This is a genomic window from Rossellomorea sp. GCM10028870 (assembly GCF_042666755.1).
Classification (GTDB): domain Bacteria; phylum Bacillota; class Bacilli; order Bacillales; family Bacillaceae_B; genus Rossellomorea.
In genome coordinates this window covers 106,981-128,378 of record NZ_JBHTGN010000006.1, presented here as the reverse complement: position 1 = coordinate 128,378, position 21,398 = coordinate 106,981, and the positions used below count along the sequence as shown (strand labels likewise).

Here is a 21,398-nt window from a genome sequence, read left to right as displayed (position 1 = left end):
TTTATGGGATGCCATTATTGTAATGACCGAGTCGGAGGACGTCGCGATGATCATCGTGATGACAGAAGATGCTGTGACTGGGATAATTTTTTATTTGGTGACAGAAGAAGATGCAACCTATTTGGAGATGACGATGATCGTCGTAGAAGATGTCGCAGAAGAAGAGACGACGATGTTTTAGGAGCTGAAGATAACCGCAGAAGAAGACGTAGAAGAAAATGTGGCTGTGACTTCTTTTAATAGTTGGAATGGGACTCCGTGTTGAAGCGGAGTTCCTTTTCTTTATCTCTACAAACTTTTTAACAAAGGCATAAGCCATACAAAAAACCCTCTGAAACCATTCAGAGGGTTAAATCAATTATTTTACACCTTTCATGTATGCCTGAATCTTAGGTGAAAGCAGGAATAGAGCAATACTCAATACGATTGCCATCCCTCCGATTGCACCAAAGTACATCGTTTCTGTTTCAGGTGTGTAGAAACGTACAAGCTGTGCATTCAACGCCTGTGCAGCAGCAGAAGCCAAGAACCAAAGACTCATTGTTTGAGCAGAGAATGCTTCTGGAGCAAGCTTCGTCGTGGCAGAAAGACCGACTGGTGATAAGCATAGCTCACCAAGTACAACGATGAGGTAACTAAGTACTAGCCATAATGGACTTACTAGTGAATCTTCTCCCCCGAAGTAGGCAGGTAATAGGATCACTAAGAATGATAAACCGGCAAACAATAGACCAAATGAGAATTTCTTTGGAATCGATGGTTGACGATCACCCAGTTTCACCCACATCCATGCAAATACTGGAGCTAATAGAATAATAAATAACGGGTTTAATGATTGGAACCAGGCTGGTGAAATGCTGATTCCCATGAATTCAAGGTCAGTTCTCTTATCAGCGTAAACTGCAAGGATGGTTGACCCTTGTTCTTGAATCGCCCAGAACATAACCGCTGCAATAAATAGCGGGATATAAGCTATTACCCTTGAACGTTCAGTTTCTGTTGTTTTCGGACTATAGTACATCACAATAAAGTAAATGGTTGGAACGACGATACCGAAGATACCTACTAAATTGATGAATACGTTTAATGTAAATAGGCCTGCTGGAATCGTAATACCTAAAATGATGGCAAGACCAACAACGACTAATCCTGCGATTAAACCATACTTTTTCTTTTCAGCTGGTGCAAGTGGATTTGGAACATACGTACCCGCAAGACCAAGGTTCTTTTTCTTTGTCGCCATAAAGACAACAAGACCTAAGAACATACCGATCGCTGCTACCGCGAATCCCCAATGGAATCCTTTTGTTTCCATAAGCTTACCGACAATCAGTGGAGCAATGAATGCACCAAGGTTGATACCCATATAGAAAATACTGAAAGCTGCATCGCGTCGAGTGTCACTTTCGCTATACATTTCACCGACAACAGTTGAAACGTTCGGTTTTAATAATCCTGTTCCGACAACGATCAATACCATCGAAACAAAGAACATGGCTAAACTTCCTGGAAATGATAGAGCAATATGACCAAACATGATGAATATTCCACCGTAGAAGACGGCTTTCGAAGTTCCGAATATTCTATCTGCCAGCCAGCCTCCGATTACTCCGGACATATATACAAGTGAACCATAGATCGACATGATTGCTAAGGCTGTGTTTTGCTCAAGGCCCAGACCGCCTTTTGAAACCTCATAGTACATGTAGAATACGAGGATGGCACGCATTCCGTAATAGGAAAAGCGCTCCCAAAATTCTGTGAAGAATAAAGTGAATAATCCCTTTGGATGTCCAAAGAAACCTTTTTGAGGGACACTATCCACAATTTTCTGTTTATTCATTGATGACATGTTACTACCTCCCTTATTCTTTTACTATAATATTTTAATATTTTCATAAAGTCAAAAAAAGTTTATAAATTGCTAATAATAACATAAAATGTCTTTAGATTGCCAATATTAAGTTATTTTTAAATAGTAAAAAAGTTCTGTTGTGTAGAAACTGTGACAGCATGAAAAAGGCTTGCCGTTCAATTTGAACGACAAGCCTTTTATTACTACTATTGATGTGATTATTCGGTTTCGAAAATATACGATAACGTGTTAATGGCTTGATCTATGTTTGTCACTGTAACACTTGCCTTATTGGAAAGCTCTTTTAACGGATGGTGTAGTTCTTCAGGACGAATAAGGATAAGGGGCTTTCCAAGTGTGATGGCGGTGCTCGCATCCATTGCAGTATTCCACTGTTTGTATTTTTCTCCAAACAAGGCAATCACTACATCGGCCTTTTTCATCAGTAGCTCTGTTCGAAGATTGTTAATGCTCGAAGCTGCCTCATCGCGGAGAATTTTATTTGGTTGTTCACCAAGGATTTCTTCTCCGATAGCATCGGAACGTTCGTGATTTTCCATCGGTCCGACGAAAGATAGAGGGAGATCAAGCTCTTTGGCTTTCCCTTTAAGATCGTTTCTCCAAGAACTATGTATTTCTCCTGCTAGATACACTGTAAATTCCATCGTTTTCACCCTCCTGTTTTTAGTTATTTTATCATAAATACCCTATGTGAGTTAAAAATAACCTGTTTTCCCATTAAAAAGGCAGGCTTTCTTGTTGGAAGGGTTGTCAGGTGGTACTTTGTGAGGGTATCATAAGCGTAGGTCCTAAGCATGAAAGGGAGGATAAGTATAGGATGAAAATCATACACTCAATCATTTTCTTTATCCTTGTGCTTATTTTAGCTGGATGCAACACGACAATCGATAAAGAAAAAGAAGAGACAGCCAAAGTGGTGGAGAACACACTAAGTTCAAATGAAGCAGCCAAAGAAGAGGCTGGAAACATTAACTTTTATCTTCCATTTGGAGCCAAAATAGAAAAAGAATCGCCTAATAATATCATTATTTCAAAAAGCTCTGATACTTTTATCCTTTTTACAAACCCTCAAGAACAAAAAGATAGTGAACTTCTATATAAAATGGCCATTAGTGACAATGAAAATCTCTTGAAACATGGGACTTTTAAAGAGGACAATCGCTTAGGATACTATGTCATTAAGAAACTGCCCGATACAGAAGAATACGAACTGATTGTTGGAGTGGGTGGAACAAAGATAACAACCCAAGCGGAGTTAGATGATTTAGCAGATCATGCAGAAGTGATGATGAAAATGGCAGCTTCAGTTAAACATAAATCCTAACGATACAGACCGATTTCCTGCTTAGGTGGGAATCGGTCTTTTTTTGCTCTTTTTTCAAAGATTGTTGTTTATGGCCGGGCTCTGTCAATCAATATGTGCTGGATGTTGAGGGGAACTGCTTCGCTTGCAGCTAGCGTTCGGCCGAGCCTCCTCAGCTTATCCGAACGGGTTCGCGGCACGACCGTACTTTCGCAGGAGTCTACGCAGTTCCCCTCACCATTTTTAAGAGATTTTCGTGACAGAGCTACAAGGTGTCAAAATTAATAACAATTCACTTTAAAAGAGTTGCTTGCTAAAGTTTTTGGTTTTTTTATTTCTTCTTAAGGAAACATTCTCCGATAGTTGGTTGGAGCGGAAGGATGCTCGACTCCTGCGGGAATAGCTGGACAGGTGAGACCCCGGAGGCTCACCGCCAGCCCCGCGGAAAGCGAGCATCCTGTAGCGGAAATCAACTACTACATTCTTCTTTAAGATAGTCAGAAATTTTGCGGAAAGAGTCTTTTTTATTCACGTGAATAGATACTCTTTAATTAAAGGAAAAATAGAAGGAAATTCATTGCCGGGTAAAGGTAAAATATATAGACAAAATAAACAAGTGTCTTTACACTAGTAAAAGTAGAAGGGTTAACACAGAGGAGAGGACTTAAGTGAGAGAATTCTTAAAGAGTAAAGGCATTACATTATCTGCAAAGGTTTATTTCATAGATGCGTTAAGCTATATGGCATTAGGGTTGTTCAGTTCGTTGATCATCGGATTAATCATTAAGACGATCGGGGAACAACTTCCAATTTCCCCTGGTTTAAGTGAATTTTTCATAGAGATGGGCGGTCTGGCAATCAGCTTGATGGGTCCCGCGATTGGGGTAGCGATTGCCTTTGGTCTCGGGGCTCCACCCCTAGTCCTATTTGCTGCGGTGGTAACGGGAGCAGCCGGCGCGAGCTTAGGTGGGCCGGCGGGAGCTTATGTAGCAGCTGTCATATCCACGGAAATCGGCAAGCTTGTCAGCAAAACAACGAAAGTGGATATCATTGTCACTCCATTCGTCACCATCCTTGGCGGATTCACAACAGCTTATTTTATCGGACCGGGAATCGCTGACTTTATGAGTATGTTTGGAAGCTGGATCAGCTGGGCGACAGAGCAAAGACCGATTATTATGGGTATTTTGGTTGCCGCCCTCATGGGTCTTGCATTGACGGCCCCAATCTCAAGCGCAGCCATCGCCCTTATGCTTGAGTTGAACGGGGTGGCTGCCGGCGCTGCTACGATTGGATGTGCTGCCCAAATGGTAGGCTTTGCTGTCATCAGCTATAGGGAGAATAAAGTGGGGGGATTGATTGCACAAGGAATAGGTACTTCGATGCTTCAAGTGCCTAATATTATCCGAAACCCCCGAATCCTTATTCCCCCGACCGTTGCGGGCATGATATTGGCACCCATCGGAACCACTATTTGGTTAATGGAAAACAATGCAGCTGGCGCTGGAATGGGAACAAGTGGTTTTGTTGGTCAAATCATGACTTTTAAAACGATGGGATTCAGCTGGGATGTAACCATGAAGGTCCTTCTGTTGCATATTGTTGGACCTGCATTCATAAGCCTGTTAATATCTGAATATATGCGTAAACTAGGTTGGATTAAACCTAATCAAATGACGATTGAAACAGGGGGAAAATAAAATGCGCAAGCTTGAATCAGTGGAAGAATTCCATCAGTTGAAAGAAAACGGCAAGCATGTATTTATGTTTTCTGCAGACTGGTGTCCCGATTGCCGGATCATCGAGCCAATCCTTCCGGAAATCGAGAGCCAATATTCAGAGTACACATTCCTATACGTAGATCGAGATCAATTTATTGATCTGTGCATTGAATTGGATATCTTCGGAATTCCAAGCTTTCTGGCATACGGAGACGGCCGTGAACTGGGGCGTTTCGTAAGCAAGGACCGGAAATCAAAAGAACAAATCGAGGACTTTATGAACTCATTAGCTTTGTAATAACAGCAAAAGGGATCACCTTATTTTGGGATCCCTTTTCTTTTTGCCTTAAATGAAACAGGTTCCTTTTGTATTCTAAAGATTTTGATGTAAAATGTTATAAGTGAATGAATCAAAGATGAAAGTATTGGATCGATACTTTCTATTATAAAAGTACCACCAAAGGAGGATCAGATTTGGACATAAAAAAGCTAAAAGGTATACTCCAGGAACGATTAGAGAAACCAAATCGTACGTTTACATATGATCGAGATAAGGATTCACTGAGAATTGAGAACACCGATACTAATAAAGGCATTACCGTAGCCCTGCCTCCTATCGTATCTAAATGGAAAGAAAACAATAAGTCGATTATCGATGAAGTGGTCTATTATGTTGAGGAAGCTTTAAATGTAATGGGAACTGGAGCAGATCTTGGGAACAAAGAGAAAAAAGTGTTTCCAGTGATCCGTTCCACATCTTTTGCCACCGAATCCAATGAAGGGGTTGCCCTCGTTACGGATGATCATACAGCTGAAACGCGTATCTATTATGCTGTTGACCTTGGGAAAACGTACCGCCTTTTAGATGAAAATATGCTAAAGGCTGAAGGATGGACTCACGAGCAAATGAAGGAAACCGCCTTATTCAATGTAAGAAGCTTGCCGACAGAAATGAAAAAGGATGAAGTAGCAGGAAACATCTTCTATTTTCTGAACAATAATGATGGATATGATGCAAGTCGAATATTGAATGACGCTTTCTTAAAACAAGTCAGCAATGATGTTCAAGGTGAAATGACCGTATCGGTACCTCATCAGGATGTGCTGGTCATCGGGGATATTCGCAATGAAACAGGTTATGATGTCCTGGCTCAACTAACGATGAGCTTCTTTACAACAGGAAATGTACCAATTACGGCACTTTCCTTTGTGTATGAAGAGGGAGAATTAGAGCCGATCTTCATTCTGGCAAAAAATCGCAAAAAGGAAAGGGAGAAGAAATAATGAACGTATTTTATAACTTAGAAGGTATTGGTGATACCCTGATCGTTACAATGCATCCAGGGTTTGAGGGAGAAGTTCAGCATGAAAGAAAAGAAGATGCAGCACGTTTGTTTGATGAGAAAACAGGGAAAACACTTGGGTATAACCTATTCCATGCATCAAAGTATATGGATTTAAGTGAAGTGGGACCTGTCGAAATGAATGAAGAGAAGCTCCAATTGATCAATGAAGCCATCAAGAAGAACGGTTTCGATGAAGTATTGGAAGCAGACTTTTCACCAAAATTCGTGGTAGGATTTGTGTCTGAAAAAGAAAAGCATCCAAACGCAGATAAATTGAACATTTGTACCGTGGATGTTGGGGATGAAACCCTGCAAATCGTGTGTGGCGCCCCTAATGTTGACAAAGGACAAAAAGTCGTTGTTGCGAAAGTTGGAGCTGTCATGCCAAGCGGAATGGTCATCAAAGATGCAGAGCTTCGCGGAGTGGCCTCATCAGGCATGATTTGTTCTGCCAAAGAACTGGCACTTCCAGATGCTCCCCAAGAAAAAGGGATCCTCGTTCTTGAAGATACTTACCAAGTAGGTCAGCCATTCACAGCTTAAAAATGTATACCTGGGTCCGTAGTATGGGCTCAGGTATTTTTGTTTTTATTAATGTTAGAGGTCGTACGATTGGGATGTATATAAACTTGTATATGGCAAGTTTATTTTAATTAGATTTTTTACCGAGTTCTGGGAAAATACATAGATCATTCATAAGTTGATTGGAGCGGAAGGTGCTCGACTCCTGCGGGAGAAGCGGGACAGTACGAAAAGCGGAGGGGCTTTGCCCAGGGGCGAAAGCATAAGACGAGTCTGCCGGAAAGGCGCTCTATGCCTTTTTGGCAGACTTGGCTTATGACCTCGAGCCCCTAAGCCCCGTAGCTGGACAGGTGAGACCCCGGAAGCGAAGCTGAGGAGGCTCACCGCCCGCCCCGCGGAAAGCGAGCACCTGGAGCGGAAATCAGCCACTACTCGCTCTGCAACTTATTTCCGAAAATATCTTCCAAAACGTATTACATTCTCTTTACACCTATGTTTATTTCGACACAATCCCTTAACAATTCTCCTATTCTATCGAAATGACTCGAATTTTTCTCTTTAACTGATAAAATATAAATAAGTATGAAAGAAAGAGTGATGTTTGTGAGTTGGATTAAAAAAATGTTTGGCAAATTATCAGATAATGATGAACAATTTGAAGAGTATTATGATGAAAAAAATGATGAAGTTCAGCATATTGAACGTAAAAAAACTGAACGTAAAAATATAGTAGGGCCCAATCATTCAAGAGATGTAGAAGCAAGAATGACGTATCAATATCCTAAAGGGAATTTTCGCTTTCCCCTTATATCGGATGGGGAAAATATAGAACGTCCACGAACGAATAGAAACCGTAGAAGCCAAGAGAAGGAAGAGCCAGCCAAGGAACAAAAGAATAAGAGCCGGAACCATCCTTCTAAACATACAAAGTGGAAAGAAGAAAAACCATCGGTTACTGTCAAAACGAAGAAAACTCCTAAAGTAGAAAAAGGAAATAGCAGGCCATTTACGCCAACGGAAATTCCGTCACCTATTTATGGTTTCAGAGGAAGACCGGTGAAAAAAGAAGAGCAAGTTGAGTTCGAACTTAAGAAATTTTTACATAATGACGAAGAAAGCAAAGAAGTTGTGATTGATCATGAAGCTCTATCAGCGGCAGAGGATTCAATTCCGTTGGAAAAAGAATCACAAGAAATCGCTGAAGCTGAGACAGCTGTCGAGAAATCCGAAAAACCTTTTAACCATGAACCAGTCGAAGTGATGACGAATTTCCGGGAGGAACATCTTGAACAACATCAGACTGAAGATGTTCTAATGGTAGAAGATGAAGTTATCGATGAAACAACGCCGGTTGATGAACCGGATCAAAAAGTAGAGCTTACTGAAGAAGTTTCACAGAAATCAAATGAACGTATTTCACTTATTTCGGAACTAGAGCAAGCACCCGAAGAGCAACATTTAGAGCAGGAGCATAATGACTCTGTGCAAGATGAAGAGCCTATCCAACAGCCTGCCAATTCTGCAAGGGATGAACAAGTACAGGAACCTGCTAAAGCTGTCCACGAGATACCAGCTCAAGAACCCGTTGTACAAAATGAGCCTCCGAGCGAGGATAACCGAGTACGGGAAGAGTCGGAATCGACACCTCCTCCACAACCACCAAAGGGGGAAGAGCCTAGGCAGCGAAAGAGATCTCATCTTCCTTTTAACGTATTGATGCTGAAACAAGATAAGCGGCAGTTGGATACGCGCAAAGCTCGAAATGTGGCGAGCAAGGAAAGTGAGCACCAAACATTAACTCAGAGGGCTGGAGAAGAAGAGAAGAAGGAAGAGCCTGTAAAGGAAGTAAATCAAGAAAGGGCAGCTGAATCAATATCCATACAGCATGCAGAAGAGAAAACATCGCAAGCTGGCCCGGTTCAAGGAGAAGAAGCGGTAAAGAGTTATAGCGAATTAAGCTCATCTTCTAAAAGGACAAGAGACTACGTCTTTCCTGAAATGGATTATCTGATGCCTCCTGTATCAAAGCAAATGAGCGAAGAATGGCTTGATTCGCAAAGGATTTTACTGGACGAGACCCTTCATAATTTTAATGTGAGGGCCAAAGTAGTGAATGTCACACAAGGCCCGTCTGTCACTAGGTTCGAGGTTCAACCGGAACCTGGCGTGAAGGTGAATAAAATTACCAATCTATCAGATGATATCAAGCTTAGCCTGGCTGCAAGGGATATACGAATGGAGGCCCCTATTCCAGGTAAGCATACGATTGGTATTGAAGTGCCTAACCGGGAGAGCCGTCCGGTCTGCATTAGTGAAGTCATCGCGAGTCCGGCCTTTCAAGAGCCCACTTCCCCATTGACCGCTGCTCTTGGTCTGGACATTTCCGGACAGCCGATTGTGACTGATTTAAGCAAAATGCCACACGGACTCATCGCCGGTGCTACCGGTTCAGGTAAAAGTGTATGTATCAACTCAATACTCGTGAGTCTTTTGTACAAAGCATCACCGGATGAATTGAAAATGCTCCTCATCGATCCGAAAATGGTAGAGCTTGCTCCCTATAACCGGATCCCACATCTTGTCAGTCCGGTTATAACAGATGTGAAGGCAGCTACTGCAGCTCTTAAATGGGCTGTCGAGGAAATGGAAAGAAGATACGAATTATTTGCTCATACAGGTGTACGGGATATTAAACGCTTTAATGAACTGGCTAAACGGAATAAACAATACAGCGATATGCTTCCATATCTAGTCATAGTCATTGATGAGTTAGCCGACTTGATGATGATGTCGCCGGCGGATGTTGAAGAAGCGATATGCCGAATCGCCCAAAAGGCACGTGCCTGCGGGATTCACCTGATCATTGCGACTCAACGGCCTTCAGTCGATGTTATTACAGGCTTGATTAAAGCCAATGTACCAACACGAGTGGCGTTTTCCGTTTCATCAAGCGTCGATTCAAGAACAATCATTGATGGGAGCGGTGCTGAAAGGCTATTGGGTAAAGGTGATATGCTCTTCCTGGAAAATGGTTCATCGAAGCCGGTCCGCTTACAGGGAACCTTCGTGTCCGATGACGAAATCGATGACATCATCAATCATGTAAGAGAGCAAAGAGAACCGGATTACCTCTTTCAACAGGATGAATTAATCAAGAAAGCACAAGTTACCGAGGAAGAAGATGAATTATTTTTAGAAGCATGTGAATTTGTCGTCGACCAGGGTGGGGCTTCTGCTTCGGCCTTGCAGCGCAGATTCAGAATCGGCTATAACCGGGCGGCGAGATTGATGGAAATGATGGAGAGTAATGGAATCATTTCAGAGTCCAGAGGCAGTAAACCAAGGGATGTCCTGATTTCCGAAAGTGAATTGGAGACTCTGGCATAGACTAGTAGAATCATTTAATACATGGTATTCTGTTTATATGTGTCCTTTTAGGATTCAGTAAACAGAATACCTATTTTTATGTAGGAAGAGCCATAAGGAGCTTTAATAATGAAAGAAATAGAATTGAAACTTCAAGGAAAACTCAACAGATTGACCAATCATACATTTAAGTTTGACGAAAGAATCAAGGATGGCTGGTTTTCAGCTGTTTATTTTTTGAAAACGAAGGAAATCGCCAAAAAGTATAAACCGGATGCCGTTGTCACCATGCAATTCTTTCAAAAGAATCATGCCGTTATTTGTGGAACGGATGAAGTCATTGCACTTCTACATAGTTTTGCCGATAACCCGCAAAATCTCGAGATCCACTCTTTAAAAGATGGGGATCAAATTTCACCATTTGAAACGGTACTGACCATCAAGGGACGCTACCAGGACTTTGGCTATTTGGAAGGGATCATAGATGGCATCCTGGCAAGAAGAACATCAGTGGCGACGAGTGTCTATAATGTAATGAAAGCTGCCTCTATTTCAGGTAAACAAAAACCTGTCATCTTCATGGGTGATCGAGATGATCACTTTACTCAGCAAGCCGGTGATGGATATGCAGCATTCATAGGTGGATCTACAGCTCAGGCTACCCATGCCATGAACGAATGGTGGGGGAAGAAAGGGATGGGAACCATGCCGCATGCCCTCATCCAATTATTCAATGGAGATATCGTAGAAGCCACTAAAGCTTACCAGGAAACATTTCCTGAAGACGAGCTGATCGCTCTGGTAGACTATAATAATGATGCCATTACAGACTCATTAAAGGTAGCGCGGGAGTTTGGCCCTGAATTAAAAGGGGTAAGGGTAGATACATCACGAATGATGATCGATAAATACTTCCTCCGTAATCAACACGTGCTCGGCACATTTGACCCGCGGGGAGTAAATATGCAACTCATTAATGCATTAAGACAGGCATTGGATGAAGAGGGGTTCCACCACGTCAAGATTGTGGTGTCAGGTGGATTTAACGAAGATCGTATTCGCCAGTTTGAGGAAAATCAGGTTCCGGTTGATATGTATGGAGTGGGAAGCAGTCTTCTGAAAATCCATGTCGGTTTTACAGGGGATAACGTCGTAATAGATGGTTCCCCTGAAGCCAAGGCAGGGAGAAAACTCCGTCCAAACCCCCGACTGGAAAAAGTAGAATTCGAATAGGTGAGAGGATGCAAGAAACAGACAGCCTTTTAAATCTAGAGCAATATAGAGTTAAAAAGCAGCGAATGGCCGAGGATCATATAAAAGACCTATACAGAAAAGCGCACGAGTACGCTTTGAAGGAAACGAACATTAGAGAAAAGGTACGGGCCAAGATGATGTTCTCTAAACGTTTTCTTTTACATGATGAGTCTCGGATGGATGAAGAAACCAAAAAGCTCTTTCAAGAATGGTTTTTGTTTGATTACAAAACCATCAAGGGGCAAACCCTGTTTTTTCAATTTCTTCAGTCCCATTCACTGCATGAATCAGTAAAACTGCTTGGTGCCATCATGCTGACAGCAGCGTGGGAGCCCGTCACCATTGGAAAAATCGATACACAGGATGAAGAAGCTACTTTTACATGTCTAAATATCATTCAGGATGAAGAAAGTTCTGTTAAAACAAACCTTGATTGTAAAGAAAAGGGAATTGTTGAGAATGGGATCTATTTCGTGAGGAAAGTCCCGTTGGTGACACATCAGTGGATCTTAGGTCCTGTTTTCCCCGTCAAATCAGAGGGGATTTTATCAGATATGAAAAATCATTATGGTCAAATGAATCAAAAAACTGGAGTATTATGGAGAACGTATTTAAAAGAAGAAGCACCAAACTTCATTCTACACAGTCTTTCGTAGCTTGTGCATGGTCAGGGATTTTAAAAAATGATATAATATTTCAAGTTGAAGAAAGTTCGCTTTTTTCTATACTCAATATCAAAAGCTTAAGACCGATAGCAAAATAATATTCATTTCATATAATGCTTTTAGATAGACGATTGTTGGAGGTTCTATTATGACTATATATCATTTCGTAGGAATTAAGGGGTCGGGTATGAGTGCTTTAGCCCAAATACTCCACGATATGGACTACGAGGTCCAAGGATCTGACGTAGATAAATATTTCTTTACTCAGAAGGCACTGGATGAATCAAATATAAAAATTCTTCCTTTCCAAAAAGAAAACATTGGAGGGGATATGCATGTGATCGCAGGAAATGCATTTCCTGACACGCATGAAGAAATTCAGGCAGCTGTCGAGCAAGGGTTACCCCTCACTAGATATCATAAATTTCTTGGAGAATTCATGCAGAAATTTACAAGTGTAGCGGTAACGGGTGCACACGGAAAAACGTCTACAACTGGTTTATTAGCACATGTCATCAGTGGTGCAAAGCCGACTTCATTTCTTATTGGGGATGGAACAGGCAAAGGTGAAGTGGATGCTCAGTACTTTGTATTTGAAGCGTGCGAATATCGCCGTCACTTCTTGTCTTATTTCCCTGACTATGCCATCATGACGAACATTGACTTTGATCATCCTGATTACTTTGCCAATGTAGATGACGTTTTCTCTGCCTTCCAGGAGATGGCGATGCAAGTGAAAAAGGGAATCATCGCATGTGGAGATGACGAACAGCTACAGAAAATCCAGGCTCAAGTGCCAGTCGTATTTTACGGCTTCGCTGAGGAAAATGACTTCCAGGCGAGAAACGTATCGCGGGACAGAAGCGGAACAACATTCGATGTGTTTGTGCGTAATGAATTTTATGCAACATTTAAAATTCCAACCTTCGGGGATCACAATATCATGAATGCTTTATCCGTCATTGCGATCTGTCATTATGAAGAGCTGGATACAGCCATCGTTCAAGAGAGATTAAGCACATTTAAAGGAGTTAAACGCCGCTTTTCTGAAAAAGAGGTGGGCACTCAAATCCTGATCGACGATTATGCTCATCACCCGACTGAAATCAAAGCAACCGTGGATTCTGCAAGACAGAAATATCCTGAAAAAGAAATCATTGCTGTCTTCCAGCCTCACACATTTACACGTACGCAAACCTTCCTTTCCGAGTTTGCAGAAACCCTGAGTCTAGCAGACAAAGTGTACTTATGTGAAATCTTCGGTTCCGCAAGGGAAAATCATGGGAAACTTTCGATCAACGATCTTGGAAGCAAGATTGAAGGATGCGAGATTATAGATGAACAAGATACGACTGCCTTACTCAAACATGAAAACGCAGTGCTGATTTTCATGGGAGCAGGAGACGTACAAAAGTTCCAACAAGCGTATGAAAAAACGCTGGAGGAACAGGTAGCAGAAAATTAATATGGAAAAACCGGTTCTTATGGGAGCCGTTTTTTTCTATTTTGTAAGGTTGAATTGATTATGATAGGGAATTTAACTGTTTAAAAAAGCGGTGTTTTTAACAGGCAAAAAAAGGCTGAAATTCAACAGGCAAAAAATGAGTTGAATTTAACAGGCAAATATCCCAAGAATTTCAACAGGCAATCATTCTCAAGTGTTCAACATCCAATCAGTCGGCCCTCCAAAGATTCACACTACAATAAAAAGCCACCGTCATGATTCATGACGGTGGCTTTTCCGTTTACTTCAAATTCTCAGGATTCAGCACATCTAGTTCTTCAATGACAAATCGACCGTCTTTGCGAATTAATACATCATCGAAATAGATCTCGCCTCCACCATACTCAGGACGCTGAATCATCACCATATCCCAGTGAATGTTCGAGTGGTTTCCATTATACGCTTCTTCGTAGCATTCACCCGGTGTAAAGTGGAAGCTGCCATCAATCTTTTCGTCAAATAAGATGTCCTGCATCGGATGCTGGATGTATGGATTCACACCAATGGCGAATTCACCTACGTATCTTGCCCCTTCATCCGTATCAAAGATTTTGTTGATTCGCTCAGTGTCATTTGCAGTAGCTTCAACAATCTTACCTTCTTTGAATGTCAATTTTACATTTTCGAACGTAAATCCGTTATATGGAGATGGCGTATTGTAAGAAATCACGCCGTTCACCGAATTCTTCACAGGTGCACTGTACACTTCACCATCGGGAATGTTCAGGCGTCCCGCACATTTCACTGCAGGAATGTCCTTGATTGAGAATGTAAGGTCCGTCCCTTCTCCGACAAGGCGGACTTTATCCGTTTTGTTCATGAGTTCGACCAGGTTATCCATGGCACTGTCCATTTTGCTGTAGTCCAGGTTGCAGACATCGAAGTAGAAGTCTTCGAAGCCTTCTGTACTCATATTGGCGAGCTGTGCCATCGAAGCAGTCGGATAGCGGAGCACGACCCACTTTTTCTTAGGGACACGAATTTCTCTATGTACTTTTTTACCAATTGTATTTCCATGGATCTTCATCTTTTCGTCAGGTACATCCGATTGTTCACTGATATTATCACCTGAGCGCAAACCGATATACGCATCCATCTGTTCCATGACATTCGCTTCAAAGCTTGCAATCATGTTGTATTGTTCTTCTTGGGCACCCATCAATAATGCGCGGTCTACTGCGTGATCTTTAAGTGACACAAAAGGATATCCCCCGGCTGCATATGCTTCCTTAACGAGTGCTGTCACTAGTTCCCGTTGCAAGCCGAAGTTTTCGATCAATACTTTCTCTCCAGGCTGTAACTGCACGGAATATTGAATTAAATTTTTTGCCAGTTTTTCAATGCGTGGATCTTTCATGTTATCTTCCCCTTTGTATATAGTCCATTTTATTGTACCCTAAAACATGATTTAATGGATGCGATAAACAAAATGAGAAAAGCTAAAAGAAGAAATATTTTTTATTTTTTCATGCAGGAGAATTCATGAGAAAGGAAGAAATACTAGTATAATGTTTATTTGTTTATGATAAGGGTAAAGAATTTCTATACATGGAGGTGTGGCATATGGAAATAATTCTTTATCTAAGCGTGGCTGTAATAGCAGTTGCATTTTTTATTTTAGTTATGAGTGTAATGAAAACATTGAAGTCTCTAGGCTCAACTTTAGACAGTGTTTCAACTACATTGACCGGCCTTGAGAGTCAGCTTCAAGGAGTAACAAAAGAGTCCACAGAATTACTACATAAAACAAACCTATTAGCCGAGGATATCCAGAAGAAATCTGAGGATCTGAACACTGTTGTTTATGCAGTAAGAGATGTAGGGCACTCCATCCAGAACCTTAATAACTCGGTTAAGAAAGTAAGTACTTCCATTTCAACTGAACTTGAACGGAATCAAGGGAAGATTTCACAGGTTGTTCAGTGGGGAAATGCTTTCATTGAGTTAAAGGACAAATGGAAACAAAAACAGGAAAAACAGCCAACTCAACCTGATGAAGCTGTTCAAAACCAAACACCAAAAGAAGTTCGTTCTCAAGAAAAATTGATAAAAAGAGCAAGATCTTATAACAATTAGAGAGGGGAATTTTAAAATGACACAACAGTACAATCAAAACCAGAACCAGAACCAAACAAATGACAGCAACAACATTAATTCAAAGGACTTCATGATCGGAACACTGATCGGAGGAATCGTAGGAGCGGCTACAGCTCTACTACTGGCTCCTAAATCCGGTAAAGATCTTCGTCATGATATTAACGAACAGGCAGGCGTCCTGAAAGAAAAGACAGGTCAGTGGAAAGACACGGCTGTAGAAAAGAGCAATGAACTTGCAGCGGTTGCGAAAGAAAAATCTTCTGCCCTAACAAAATCAGTACAGGAGCAATCCAACAATGTGGTTGGCAAGCTGAAAACATACCGCTCTAATAATAACGAGCTTCAAGAAACAAATGATGAGCTGCAAGCTGTTGCTGTAGGTGAAACAACACCTGTTGAAGAAACAGAAGATGTGAATCAAAAGCTCGAAGAAACAAAAAAGGCGTTTGATGAAACTGAAAAAACATACAATCAATAATAATTGATTCCAGGGGCGGTGAAGTGATATGATTACTTCACCGTTTTTTTGTTGCAATTAAAAGCCAGGAGGCATCCGTTTGTCTCTTGTCTAATAAAGCACATGTATGAAAGGGAGTATGAATCTCATGCAAAAGATTGAAACCGTTCAAGAGTTTGAAAAGCTTTCTGAAACAAGTTCCCGCTTCTTTTTTATGAAGCACAGCTTAACATGTCCGATAAGCTCAAATGCTTTCAACGAATACCAAGCTTTCTTAAACAAGCATGAAGAAGAAGACGGCTACTATTTAGCCGTTCAGGAATCAAGGGAGCTATCCAGTCATATTGCTGAGAAGTACGGCATTAAGCATGAATCGCCGCAAGCCTTTCTTTTTATTGAAGGGAAACCAGGCTGGAATGCTTCACATTGGAATATTACTGAGAATGAATTAAATAAGTTGTAGGGGAAAGGACTCTGTTTTGACAGGGTCTTTTTTATTTTATGTGTACTTACTGATGATTTCGTTTGGGATTCCTAATAATTTTTGGTAATTCCCTCCCATGTGTTTATTTTCTATAATACAGGGAATTTACTCTATAAGAATAAAAAATTATCTAAAGTAAACTAGGAGGAACGATTCATGACACAGACTGTACCATATAAAACTCAAACAAGTAATACGACTACGAAGAACGGCACTTCCGGTGAGAAGAACGGTAAGTTATTAAAAGGCATGGTTGTGGGAGCTGTAGTAGGCGGCGCAGTGGCTATGCTTGATAAAACAACAAGAAAGAGAGTATCTTCGAGAACATCAAACGTGAAAGACTCTACGATGGGGATGGTGGCAAAGGTAAGAGAAAATCCATCGGGAATCATGAACGACTGGCAGGATCGCCTTAAAACGGCATCTACTGTATTAAAGGAAGCGATCAACGATGCACAGAGCCTTTATGAAAAGGTGAATGATGATGTGATTGATCAAGTGAATCAAGTAAAAGAAGATTCTTCTGAAATTATAGCCACTACCAAAGAAGCAGCAGAAGAATTGAAGGATATTGGTGGGAAAGTGAAAGAAGCGGGAGAAGAAGTGACAGGCGACTCGACCTCTTCTGTAAACGGCACTCAGCCTTCAACAAGCTCTATTTCTACAGATAATAACAATATCCATCCAACTAACCGTACGAGCAGCTTACCTGGCCAAGTTGGATCGTAAACAAAAAAACTGGCGTAAATGCCAGTTTTTTTCTGTCTGATAGTCAGCGTGTCCCTTTAGGCCACACGATTTCGAGTTCATCCCCCTGTTGGATTTCCTCATAAAAGGTGGTTTCCTCCCCATTTTTCAAGAGTACGAAGCTCCCATTCGCATGAGAAGGCATATTGACTTCAACTGAATTAAACAAGTCTTGGAAAATAAATGAGCTCATTTGTTGTGCTTCTATTTCAATTGTATCACCGGATAATAATCGATCATCCATTTTAAGATTAATCCCATTGCGATAAACCCGGCTGCTCTCTTTCATAAGTTCTACTTTCTTGCCGTTAAAAGTAATCAGGATAGTGGACCCCGGGGTGAGCTGTTTCTTGATGAGAAGCTCCTTTACCGTTGGTGTGGAACCAGGTTTGAATGAAACGATATCATTCTGCTGAATCCTTGATGAAAGCTTCGCCTCAATACCGTTTATGAATAGCTTTCCGCTATAGGCAGGGAAGAACGTTTCTTTTCCATTGATGGAAATATGATAGGGCTTTGTGCATTCTACCCATTCTTCATACCCAAAATGCTTTAACACGTCGAAGAGTGATTCCGTTAATTCGATTCGAATAGAATCACGATCCTGAATGGTATCATCAAGGGATGCAGGCTGATTGTTTCTGTATACGAGTGGAGTAACTACATAATTGTCATCGCCAATGACAATCTGTTTAGAAGAGGACGTGTCAATCAGATCACCGATGGTTACCCTGGGTTGAGTTCCGTCATTTCCTCTATAAACAGAAATAATATCGTTATTTTTAATGTTTTCATCAAGTGCACTAGGCAGACCATTTTTTCAATGAGGGGCGGGTGACCGTGACCTCCTGGCAAAGATATATCTTGACCATTGACTGATACAAAGAATCCACTTCCCGGTATCCCGTGCCATTTACTCAACTTTAACCCAGCAGCCAAAATGCAGTCACCGACCGTTAAGTCCTTTACTTCAAACAATCGGACAGGTTGATTGTTCACGTGAGCGGTGACGTATTGAACAGGGGCTTGTTTAGCAGCAATGGCAATTCCAATCGGGGTAACGAGGTCAGGTCCTTTCGTTACTTCATCCAATATGGTTATATTCTGAATCGCCTCTACGCCTCTTACAGCGACCCGATTATGAGGAAGCTGCAGGGATGCTGCCAATCGGTCGGGCAGTACAGGTGTTAGGCTGCCTCCTCCTACAAGCATGACAGCTTGTGGGGGCTTTCCATTGTTCAAACGGAGAATCTCCTTTGAAATCTCTTCTGCCAACCGATTCACAGCTGGTGTGATTTTCTCCACCACCTCATGTGTAGGATAACTCGTTTCAAAGCCAAGAATATCGGTAACAGTAATCAGATCTCTGGACTGAAGCTCCCTCTTTGCCTGTTCCGCTAATGGAAAATCCAACAATAATCCATGACTGAGGGCTTCCGTTATTTCATCCCCGGCTGTCGGGACCATCCCATAGGCAATGACAGTCCCCATATTGGTGATCGCGATATCCGATGTTCCTGCTCCGATATCAACGAGGGCTACATTGAGTCGTCTCATGGATTCTGGAATAAGCACATTAATGGCAGCGATGGGCTCTAATGTCAAAGCATCCATTTCAAGGCCGGCGCGATTGAGTGCCGCAATCAAGGATTCAACCACGACACGTGGGAGGAAAGTCGCGATAATCTCGACGGTGGCTTCATCCCCTTGCTGATCGATGAGGCTTCCGATTTCTTCACCATCCAAACGGTAAAATAGGACAGAATAACCAACACAGTAATAGTGGTAGCCCTTCGTATCATTTTCATTTTCTGCAGCTAATGCTTGAGCTTGCTGGACAGCACTTAACTCCAGATGGAGGATATCGTTTTTTTGAAGAAGGGGTTTTCCTTTAATATTTGATGAGCAAGATGCTATTTCCGTTTTCAGAGCTCTTCCGGCTGCTGCGACACACACTTTATAAAGGGGGCCATGTTTCTTTTCCAAACGCGCTTTAATGGAGTAAATGACCTCTGATACAGCAGGAACGTCATGAATCTGACCATCCAGCATGGCTCTCTTTTTATGCTCTTCTACTAAAATATCTGAAACTTGAAATATTCCGTCTATTTCTTCTAAAATAATCCCGACGACCGACCTGGTTCCGATATCTAATGCAAAAATTTTTTGCTTATTTTTCAATTAGTGTTCACCCACTTTAGCCTATTCTCATACAATACTAAAATACTTTAGTGCTTAAAAGCGTCTAATTAATAAAGAATTTTATCGTGACATTTTAGATATGTTCTATTATAATAAGTTTCAATATCAAAAATGTATCATACTTTCTTAAAACTATAACAGTTTTTACGTATGAACAGGATAAAAAAAGAAAGGGTGCTGTATTGTGAGTAATCAAGAGCTCGATCAATTACGAAAACAAGTCGACGAGATGAACCTAAAACTATTAGACACCATTAATGAACGTGCTAAACTAGTTCAGGAAATCGGGCGTGTCAAGGAGACTCAAGGAGTATACCGCTATGATCCTGTTCGCGAAAGAGGCATGCTAGATCTGATTAAAGAAAATAACAATGGTCCATTCGAACATTCTACCATTGAACATATTTTTAAAGAGATCTTTAAAGCCGGTTTAGAGTTGCAAAAAGACGATCACCGTAAAGCATTGCTTGTTTCCCGTAAAAAGAAACCGGATGATACGATTGTCAATATCAACGGAGATTCCATTGGTGATGGAAAGCCTCATTTCATTTTCGGTCCATGTGCCGTTGAATCTTACGAGCAAGTGGCTGAAGTGGCGAAGGCCGTTAAAGCAAAAGGACTTAAATTGCTTCGAGGCGGGGCATTCAAACCTAGGACTTCACCTTATGATTTCCAGGGCCTCGGGATTGAAGGCTTGAAAATTCTTAAAAAAGTGGCGGATGAATATGATTTAGCTGTCGTAAGTGAGATCGTTAATCCAGCCGATATCGAACCTGCGCTGGAATACATTGATGTGATTCAAATCGGTGCGAGAAATATGCAAAACTTTGAGCTGTTAAAAGCAGCCGGGGCAGTGAAAAAGCCCGTATTGCTTAAACGCGGTTTAGCTGCAACGATCGATGAGTTCATCAACGCTGCCGAATACATCATTTCACAAGGAAATGGAGACATCATCCTTTGTGAACGTGGAATTCGTACGTATGAAAAAGCAACAAGAAACACATTGGACATTTCGGCTGTCCCAATTCTTAAGCAAGAAACGCATCTACCGGTATTCGTGGATGTAACACATTCGACTGGACGTAGAGATCTATTGCTCCCAACGGCAAAAGCAGCACTTGCCATCGGTGCAGATGGAGTAATGGCCGAGGTTCATCCTGATCCTGCCGTTGCCCTATCCGATTCAGCTCAGCAAATGGATTTAGATCAATTTGATCATTTCTACCAGGAGCTATTAAAAGGCAGAACGATCGAAGTATAATGTATATAAGAGAAGGGTTGGATCCTATTCATGGGGTCCAACCCTTTGTTTTTGATTTTCGAAAGAAAAATACGAGTTTTTACGATCACTTTAGGCATTTTTTAAAGTAATGTCCTTTTGAAAGCCCAATTCTTTGTTTGGGAGTAGCGAATTACCTGAGTTTTTAATTGAAACATCGAATCTTCATTAGGGATATCGGTGAAAATTTTATTTTAACGGAGAAATTCTGGTTTTAACGGCGATATTTCAAATGTAACGGCGAAATCTAATTATTACATCGGAATTCAGATTTTTAACAGCGAACCCCCAAATATATCATCGAAATCTTCAATTTATCAGCGAAATCCCAAATATATCAGCGAAATCTTCAATTTAACAGCGAACCCCCAAATATATCAGCGAAACCCCCAACCAGTGACCCGGCAAAATACCCTCTGAAGATTCGTCCTATGCTTGTTTTCTCCACTAAACCTCCCCCGCTTCTGCAAGCTCAAGCTATTATGAACTTTTTATTAAGATAAGGCGGAGTCGTTGCAGGAATATAGAGACTATCGTATGATTATCTAGGTAATTGCAGATAAATAACCTATATA

The 21,398-nt window shown here is 41.4% G+C and carries 18 protein-coding genes and 1 pseudogene; 15 read left to right on the top strand and 4 right to left on the bottom strand.

Annotated features, from left to right (window positions below; all coding sequences use genetic code 11):
- The first annotated feature begins 22 nt into the window (after nucleotides 1–22).
- Complete coding sequence (locus ACFQWC_RS21150) at nucleotides 23–181, top strand: hypothetical protein (RefSeq protein ID WP_377109023.1); 159 nt, start codon at nucleotides 23–25, stop codon at nucleotides 179–181.
- Nucleotides 182–358: 177 nt separating this feature from the next.
- Here the strand turns inward: ACFQWC_RS21150 and ACFQWC_RS21145 are convergent, their stop codons facing one another.
- Nucleotides 359–1,852: a peptide MFS transporter gene (locus ACFQWC_RS21145; protein WP_299739371.1), complete on the bottom strand. Its 1,494-nt coding sequence runs from the start codon at nucleotides 1,850–1,852 to the stop codon at nucleotides 359–361.
- Nucleotides 1,853–2,073: 221 nt separating this feature from the next.
- Entirely contained in the window at nucleotides 2,074–2,520 is a 447-nt protein-coding gene (locus ACFQWC_RS21140; RefSeq protein ID WP_299739369.1) for a YtoQ family protein, read from the bottom strand.
- 173 nt (nucleotides 2,521–2,693) lie between these two features.
- Here ACFQWC_RS21140 and ACFQWC_RS21135 point away from each other — a divergent pair, with 173 nt between their 5' ends.
- From ACFQWC_RS21135 to murC, 9 genes are all read left to right on the top strand, one after another.
- The gene (locus tag ACFQWC_RS21135) at nucleotides 2,694–3,200 is read left to right on the top strand and encodes a hypothetical protein (protein ID WP_299739367.1); all 507 of its coding nucleotides are present in this window, start codon (nucleotides 2,694–2,696) and stop codon (nucleotides 3,198–3,200) included.
- Between the two features lie 647 nt (nucleotides 3,201–3,847).
- Entirely contained in the window at nucleotides 3,848–4,879 is a 1,032-nt protein-coding gene (locus tag ACFQWC_RS21130; protein ID WP_299739365.1) for a PTS sugar transporter subunit IIC, read from the top strand.
- Between the two features lies 1 nt (nucleotide 4,880).
- Nucleotides 4,881–5,198 (top strand): thioredoxin family protein, encoded by a 318-nt coding sequence (locus tag ACFQWC_RS21125; RefSeq protein WP_299739363.1) that lies wholly within the window; start codon nucleotides 4,881–4,883, stop codon nucleotides 5,196–5,198.
- A 176-nt stretch (nucleotides 5,199–5,374) separates the two neighbouring features.
- Complete coding sequence (locus tag ACFQWC_RS21120; protein ID WP_299739361.1) at nucleotides 5,375–6,184, top strand: DUF1444 domain-containing protein; 810 nt, start codon at nucleotides 5,375–5,377, stop codon at nucleotides 6,182–6,184.
- Nucleotides 6,184–6,789: a YtpR family tRNA-binding protein gene (gene ytpR, locus ACFQWC_RS21115; protein ID WP_299739359.1), complete on the top strand. Its 606-nt coding sequence runs from the start codon at nucleotides 6,184–6,186 to the stop codon at nucleotides 6,787–6,789. Before ACFQWC_RS21120 ends, ytpR begins: the two co-directional genes overlap by 1 nt.
- Nucleotides 6,790–7,371: 582 nt before the next feature.
- Nucleotides 7,372–10,155 carry a DNA translocase FtsK gene (locus tag ACFQWC_RS21110; RefSeq protein ID WP_377109022.1) on the top strand — a complete coding sequence of 928 codons (2,784 nt, stop codon included), beginning with the start codon at nucleotides 7,372–7,374 and terminating at the stop codon, nucleotides 10,153–10,155.
- 108 nt (nucleotides 10,156–10,263) lie between these two features.
- Nucleotides 10,264–11,367, top strand: coding sequence for a nicotinate phosphoribosyltransferase (locus ACFQWC_RS21105; protein ID WP_299739355.1), 1,104 nt, complete (start codon nucleotides 10,264–10,266; stop codon nucleotides 11,365–11,367).
- Between the two features lie 8 nt (nucleotides 11,368–11,375).
- Nucleotides 11,376–12,044, top strand: a complete 669-nt coding sequence (locus ACFQWC_RS21100) for a hypothetical protein (RefSeq protein WP_299739353.1) — start codon at nucleotides 11,376–11,378, stop codon at nucleotides 12,042–12,044.
- 157 nt (nucleotides 12,045–12,201) lie between these two features.
- Nucleotides 12,202–13,518 carry a UDP-N-acetylmuramate--L-alanine ligase gene (gene murC / locus ACFQWC_RS21095; RefSeq protein WP_299739351.1) on the top strand — a complete coding sequence of 439 codons (1,317 nt, stop codon included), beginning with the start codon at nucleotides 12,202–12,204 and terminating at the stop codon, nucleotides 13,516–13,518.
- Nucleotides 13,519–13,798: 280 nt separating this feature from the next.
- Here murC and ACFQWC_RS21090 read toward each other — a convergent pair whose 3' ends face one another.
- Nucleotides 13,799–14,914, bottom strand: coding sequence for an aminopeptidase (locus ACFQWC_RS21090; protein WP_299739349.1), 1,116 nt, complete (start codon nucleotides 14,912–14,914; stop codon nucleotides 13,799–13,801).
- A gap of 206 nt (nucleotides 14,915–15,120) precedes the next feature.
- Between ACFQWC_RS21090 and ACFQWC_RS21085 the strand changes: the two genes are divergently transcribed.
- The 4 genes from ACFQWC_RS21085 (at nucleotide 15,121) to ACFQWC_RS21070 (ending at nucleotide 17,324) form a co-directional block, all read left to right on the top strand.
- Nucleotides 15,121–15,633, top strand: coding sequence for a DUF948 domain-containing protein (locus tag ACFQWC_RS21085; protein WP_299739347.1), 513 nt, complete (start codon nucleotides 15,121–15,123; stop codon nucleotides 15,631–15,633).
- A 16-nt stretch (nucleotides 15,634–15,649) separates the two neighbouring features.
- A complete protein-coding gene (locus ACFQWC_RS21080) occupies nucleotides 15,650–16,132 on the top strand; it encodes a YtxH domain-containing protein (protein WP_299739346.1) in 483 nt (160 codons plus the stop codon).
- A 127-nt stretch (nucleotides 16,133–16,259) separates the two neighbouring features.
- Nucleotides 16,260–16,574 carry a bacillithiol system redox-active protein YtxJ gene (gene ytxJ, locus ACFQWC_RS21075; RefSeq protein WP_299739344.1) on the top strand — a complete coding sequence of 105 codons (315 nt, stop codon included), beginning with the start codon at nucleotides 16,260–16,262 and terminating at the stop codon, nucleotides 16,572–16,574.
- A gap of 177 nt (nucleotides 16,575–16,751) precedes the next feature.
- The gene (locus ACFQWC_RS21070) at nucleotides 16,752–17,324 is read left to right on the top strand and encodes a YtxH domain-containing protein (RefSeq protein ID WP_299739342.1); all 573 of its coding nucleotides are present in this window, start codon (nucleotides 16,752–16,754) and stop codon (nucleotides 17,322–17,324) included.
- Nucleotides 17,325–17,367: 43 nt separating this feature from the next.
- Here the strand turns inward: ACFQWC_RS21070 and ACFQWC_RS21065 are convergent.
- Nucleotides 17,368–19,523: pseudogene (locus tag ACFQWC_RS21065) on the bottom strand (cell division FtsA domain-containing protein).
- A 205-nt stretch (nucleotides 19,524–19,728) separates the two neighbouring features.
- Between ACFQWC_RS21065 and ACFQWC_RS21060 the strand changes: the two are divergent.
- Nucleotides 19,729–20,805, top strand: a complete 1,077-nt coding sequence (locus ACFQWC_RS21060; RefSeq protein ID WP_044339452.1) for a bifunctional 3-deoxy-7-phosphoheptulonate synthase/chorismate mutase — start codon at nucleotides 19,729–19,731, stop codon at nucleotides 20,803–20,805.
- Nucleotides 20,806–21,398 lie beyond the last annotated feature (593 nt).

Bases quoted from the DNA above. Each gene is read 5' to 3' on its own strand.
- ACFQWC_RS21145 (WP_299739371.1), bottom strand. From the start codon at position 1,852: ATGTCATCAATGAATAAACAGAAAATTGTGGATAGTGTCCCTCAAAAA.
- ACFQWC_RS21090 (WP_299739349.1), bottom strand. From the start codon at position 14,914: ATGAAAGATCCACGCATTGAAAAACTGGCAAAAAATTTAATTCAATAT.
- ACFQWC_RS21150 (WP_377109023.1), top strand. From the start codon at position 23: ATGACCGAGTCGGAGGACGTCGCGATGATCATCGTGATGACAGAAGAT.
- ytxJ (WP_299739344.1), top strand. From the start codon at position 16,260: ATGCAAAAGATTGAAACCGTTCAAGAGTTTGAAAAGCTTTCTGAAACA.
- ACFQWC_RS21140 (WP_299739369.1), bottom strand. From the start codon at position 2,520: ATGGAATTTACAGTGTATCTAGCAGGAGAAATACATAGTTCTTGGAGA.
- ACFQWC_RS21105 (WP_299739355.1), top strand. From the start codon at position 10,264: ATGAAAGAAATAGAATTGAAACTTCAAGGAAAACTCAACAGATTGACC.
- ytpR (WP_299739359.1), top strand. From the start codon at position 6,184: ATGAACGTATTTTATAACTTAGAAGGTATTGGTGATACCCTGATCGTT.
- ACFQWC_RS21080 (WP_299739346.1), top strand. From the start codon at position 15,650: ATGACACAACAGTACAATCAAAACCAGAACCAGAACCAAACAAATGAC.
- ACFQWC_RS21070 (WP_299739342.1), top strand. From the start codon at position 16,752: ATGACACAGACTGTACCATATAAAACTCAAACAAGTAATACGACTACG.
- ACFQWC_RS21125 (WP_299739363.1), top strand. From the start codon at position 4,881: ATGCGCAAGCTTGAATCAGTGGAAGAATTCCATCAGTTGAAAGAAAAC.
- murC (WP_299739351.1), top strand. From the start codon at position 12,202: ATGACTATATATCATTTCGTAGGAATTAAGGGGTCGGGTATGAGTGCT.
- ACFQWC_RS21135 (WP_299739367.1), top strand. From the start codon at position 2,694: ATGAAAATCATACACTCAATCATTTTCTTTATCCTTGTGCTTATTTTA.
- ACFQWC_RS21085 (WP_299739347.1), top strand. From the start codon at position 15,121: ATGGAAATAATTCTTTATCTAAGCGTGGCTGTAATAGCAGTTGCATTT.
- ACFQWC_RS21100 (WP_299739353.1), top strand. From the start codon at position 11,376: ATGCAAGAAACAGACAGCCTTTTAAATCTAGAGCAATATAGAGTTAAA.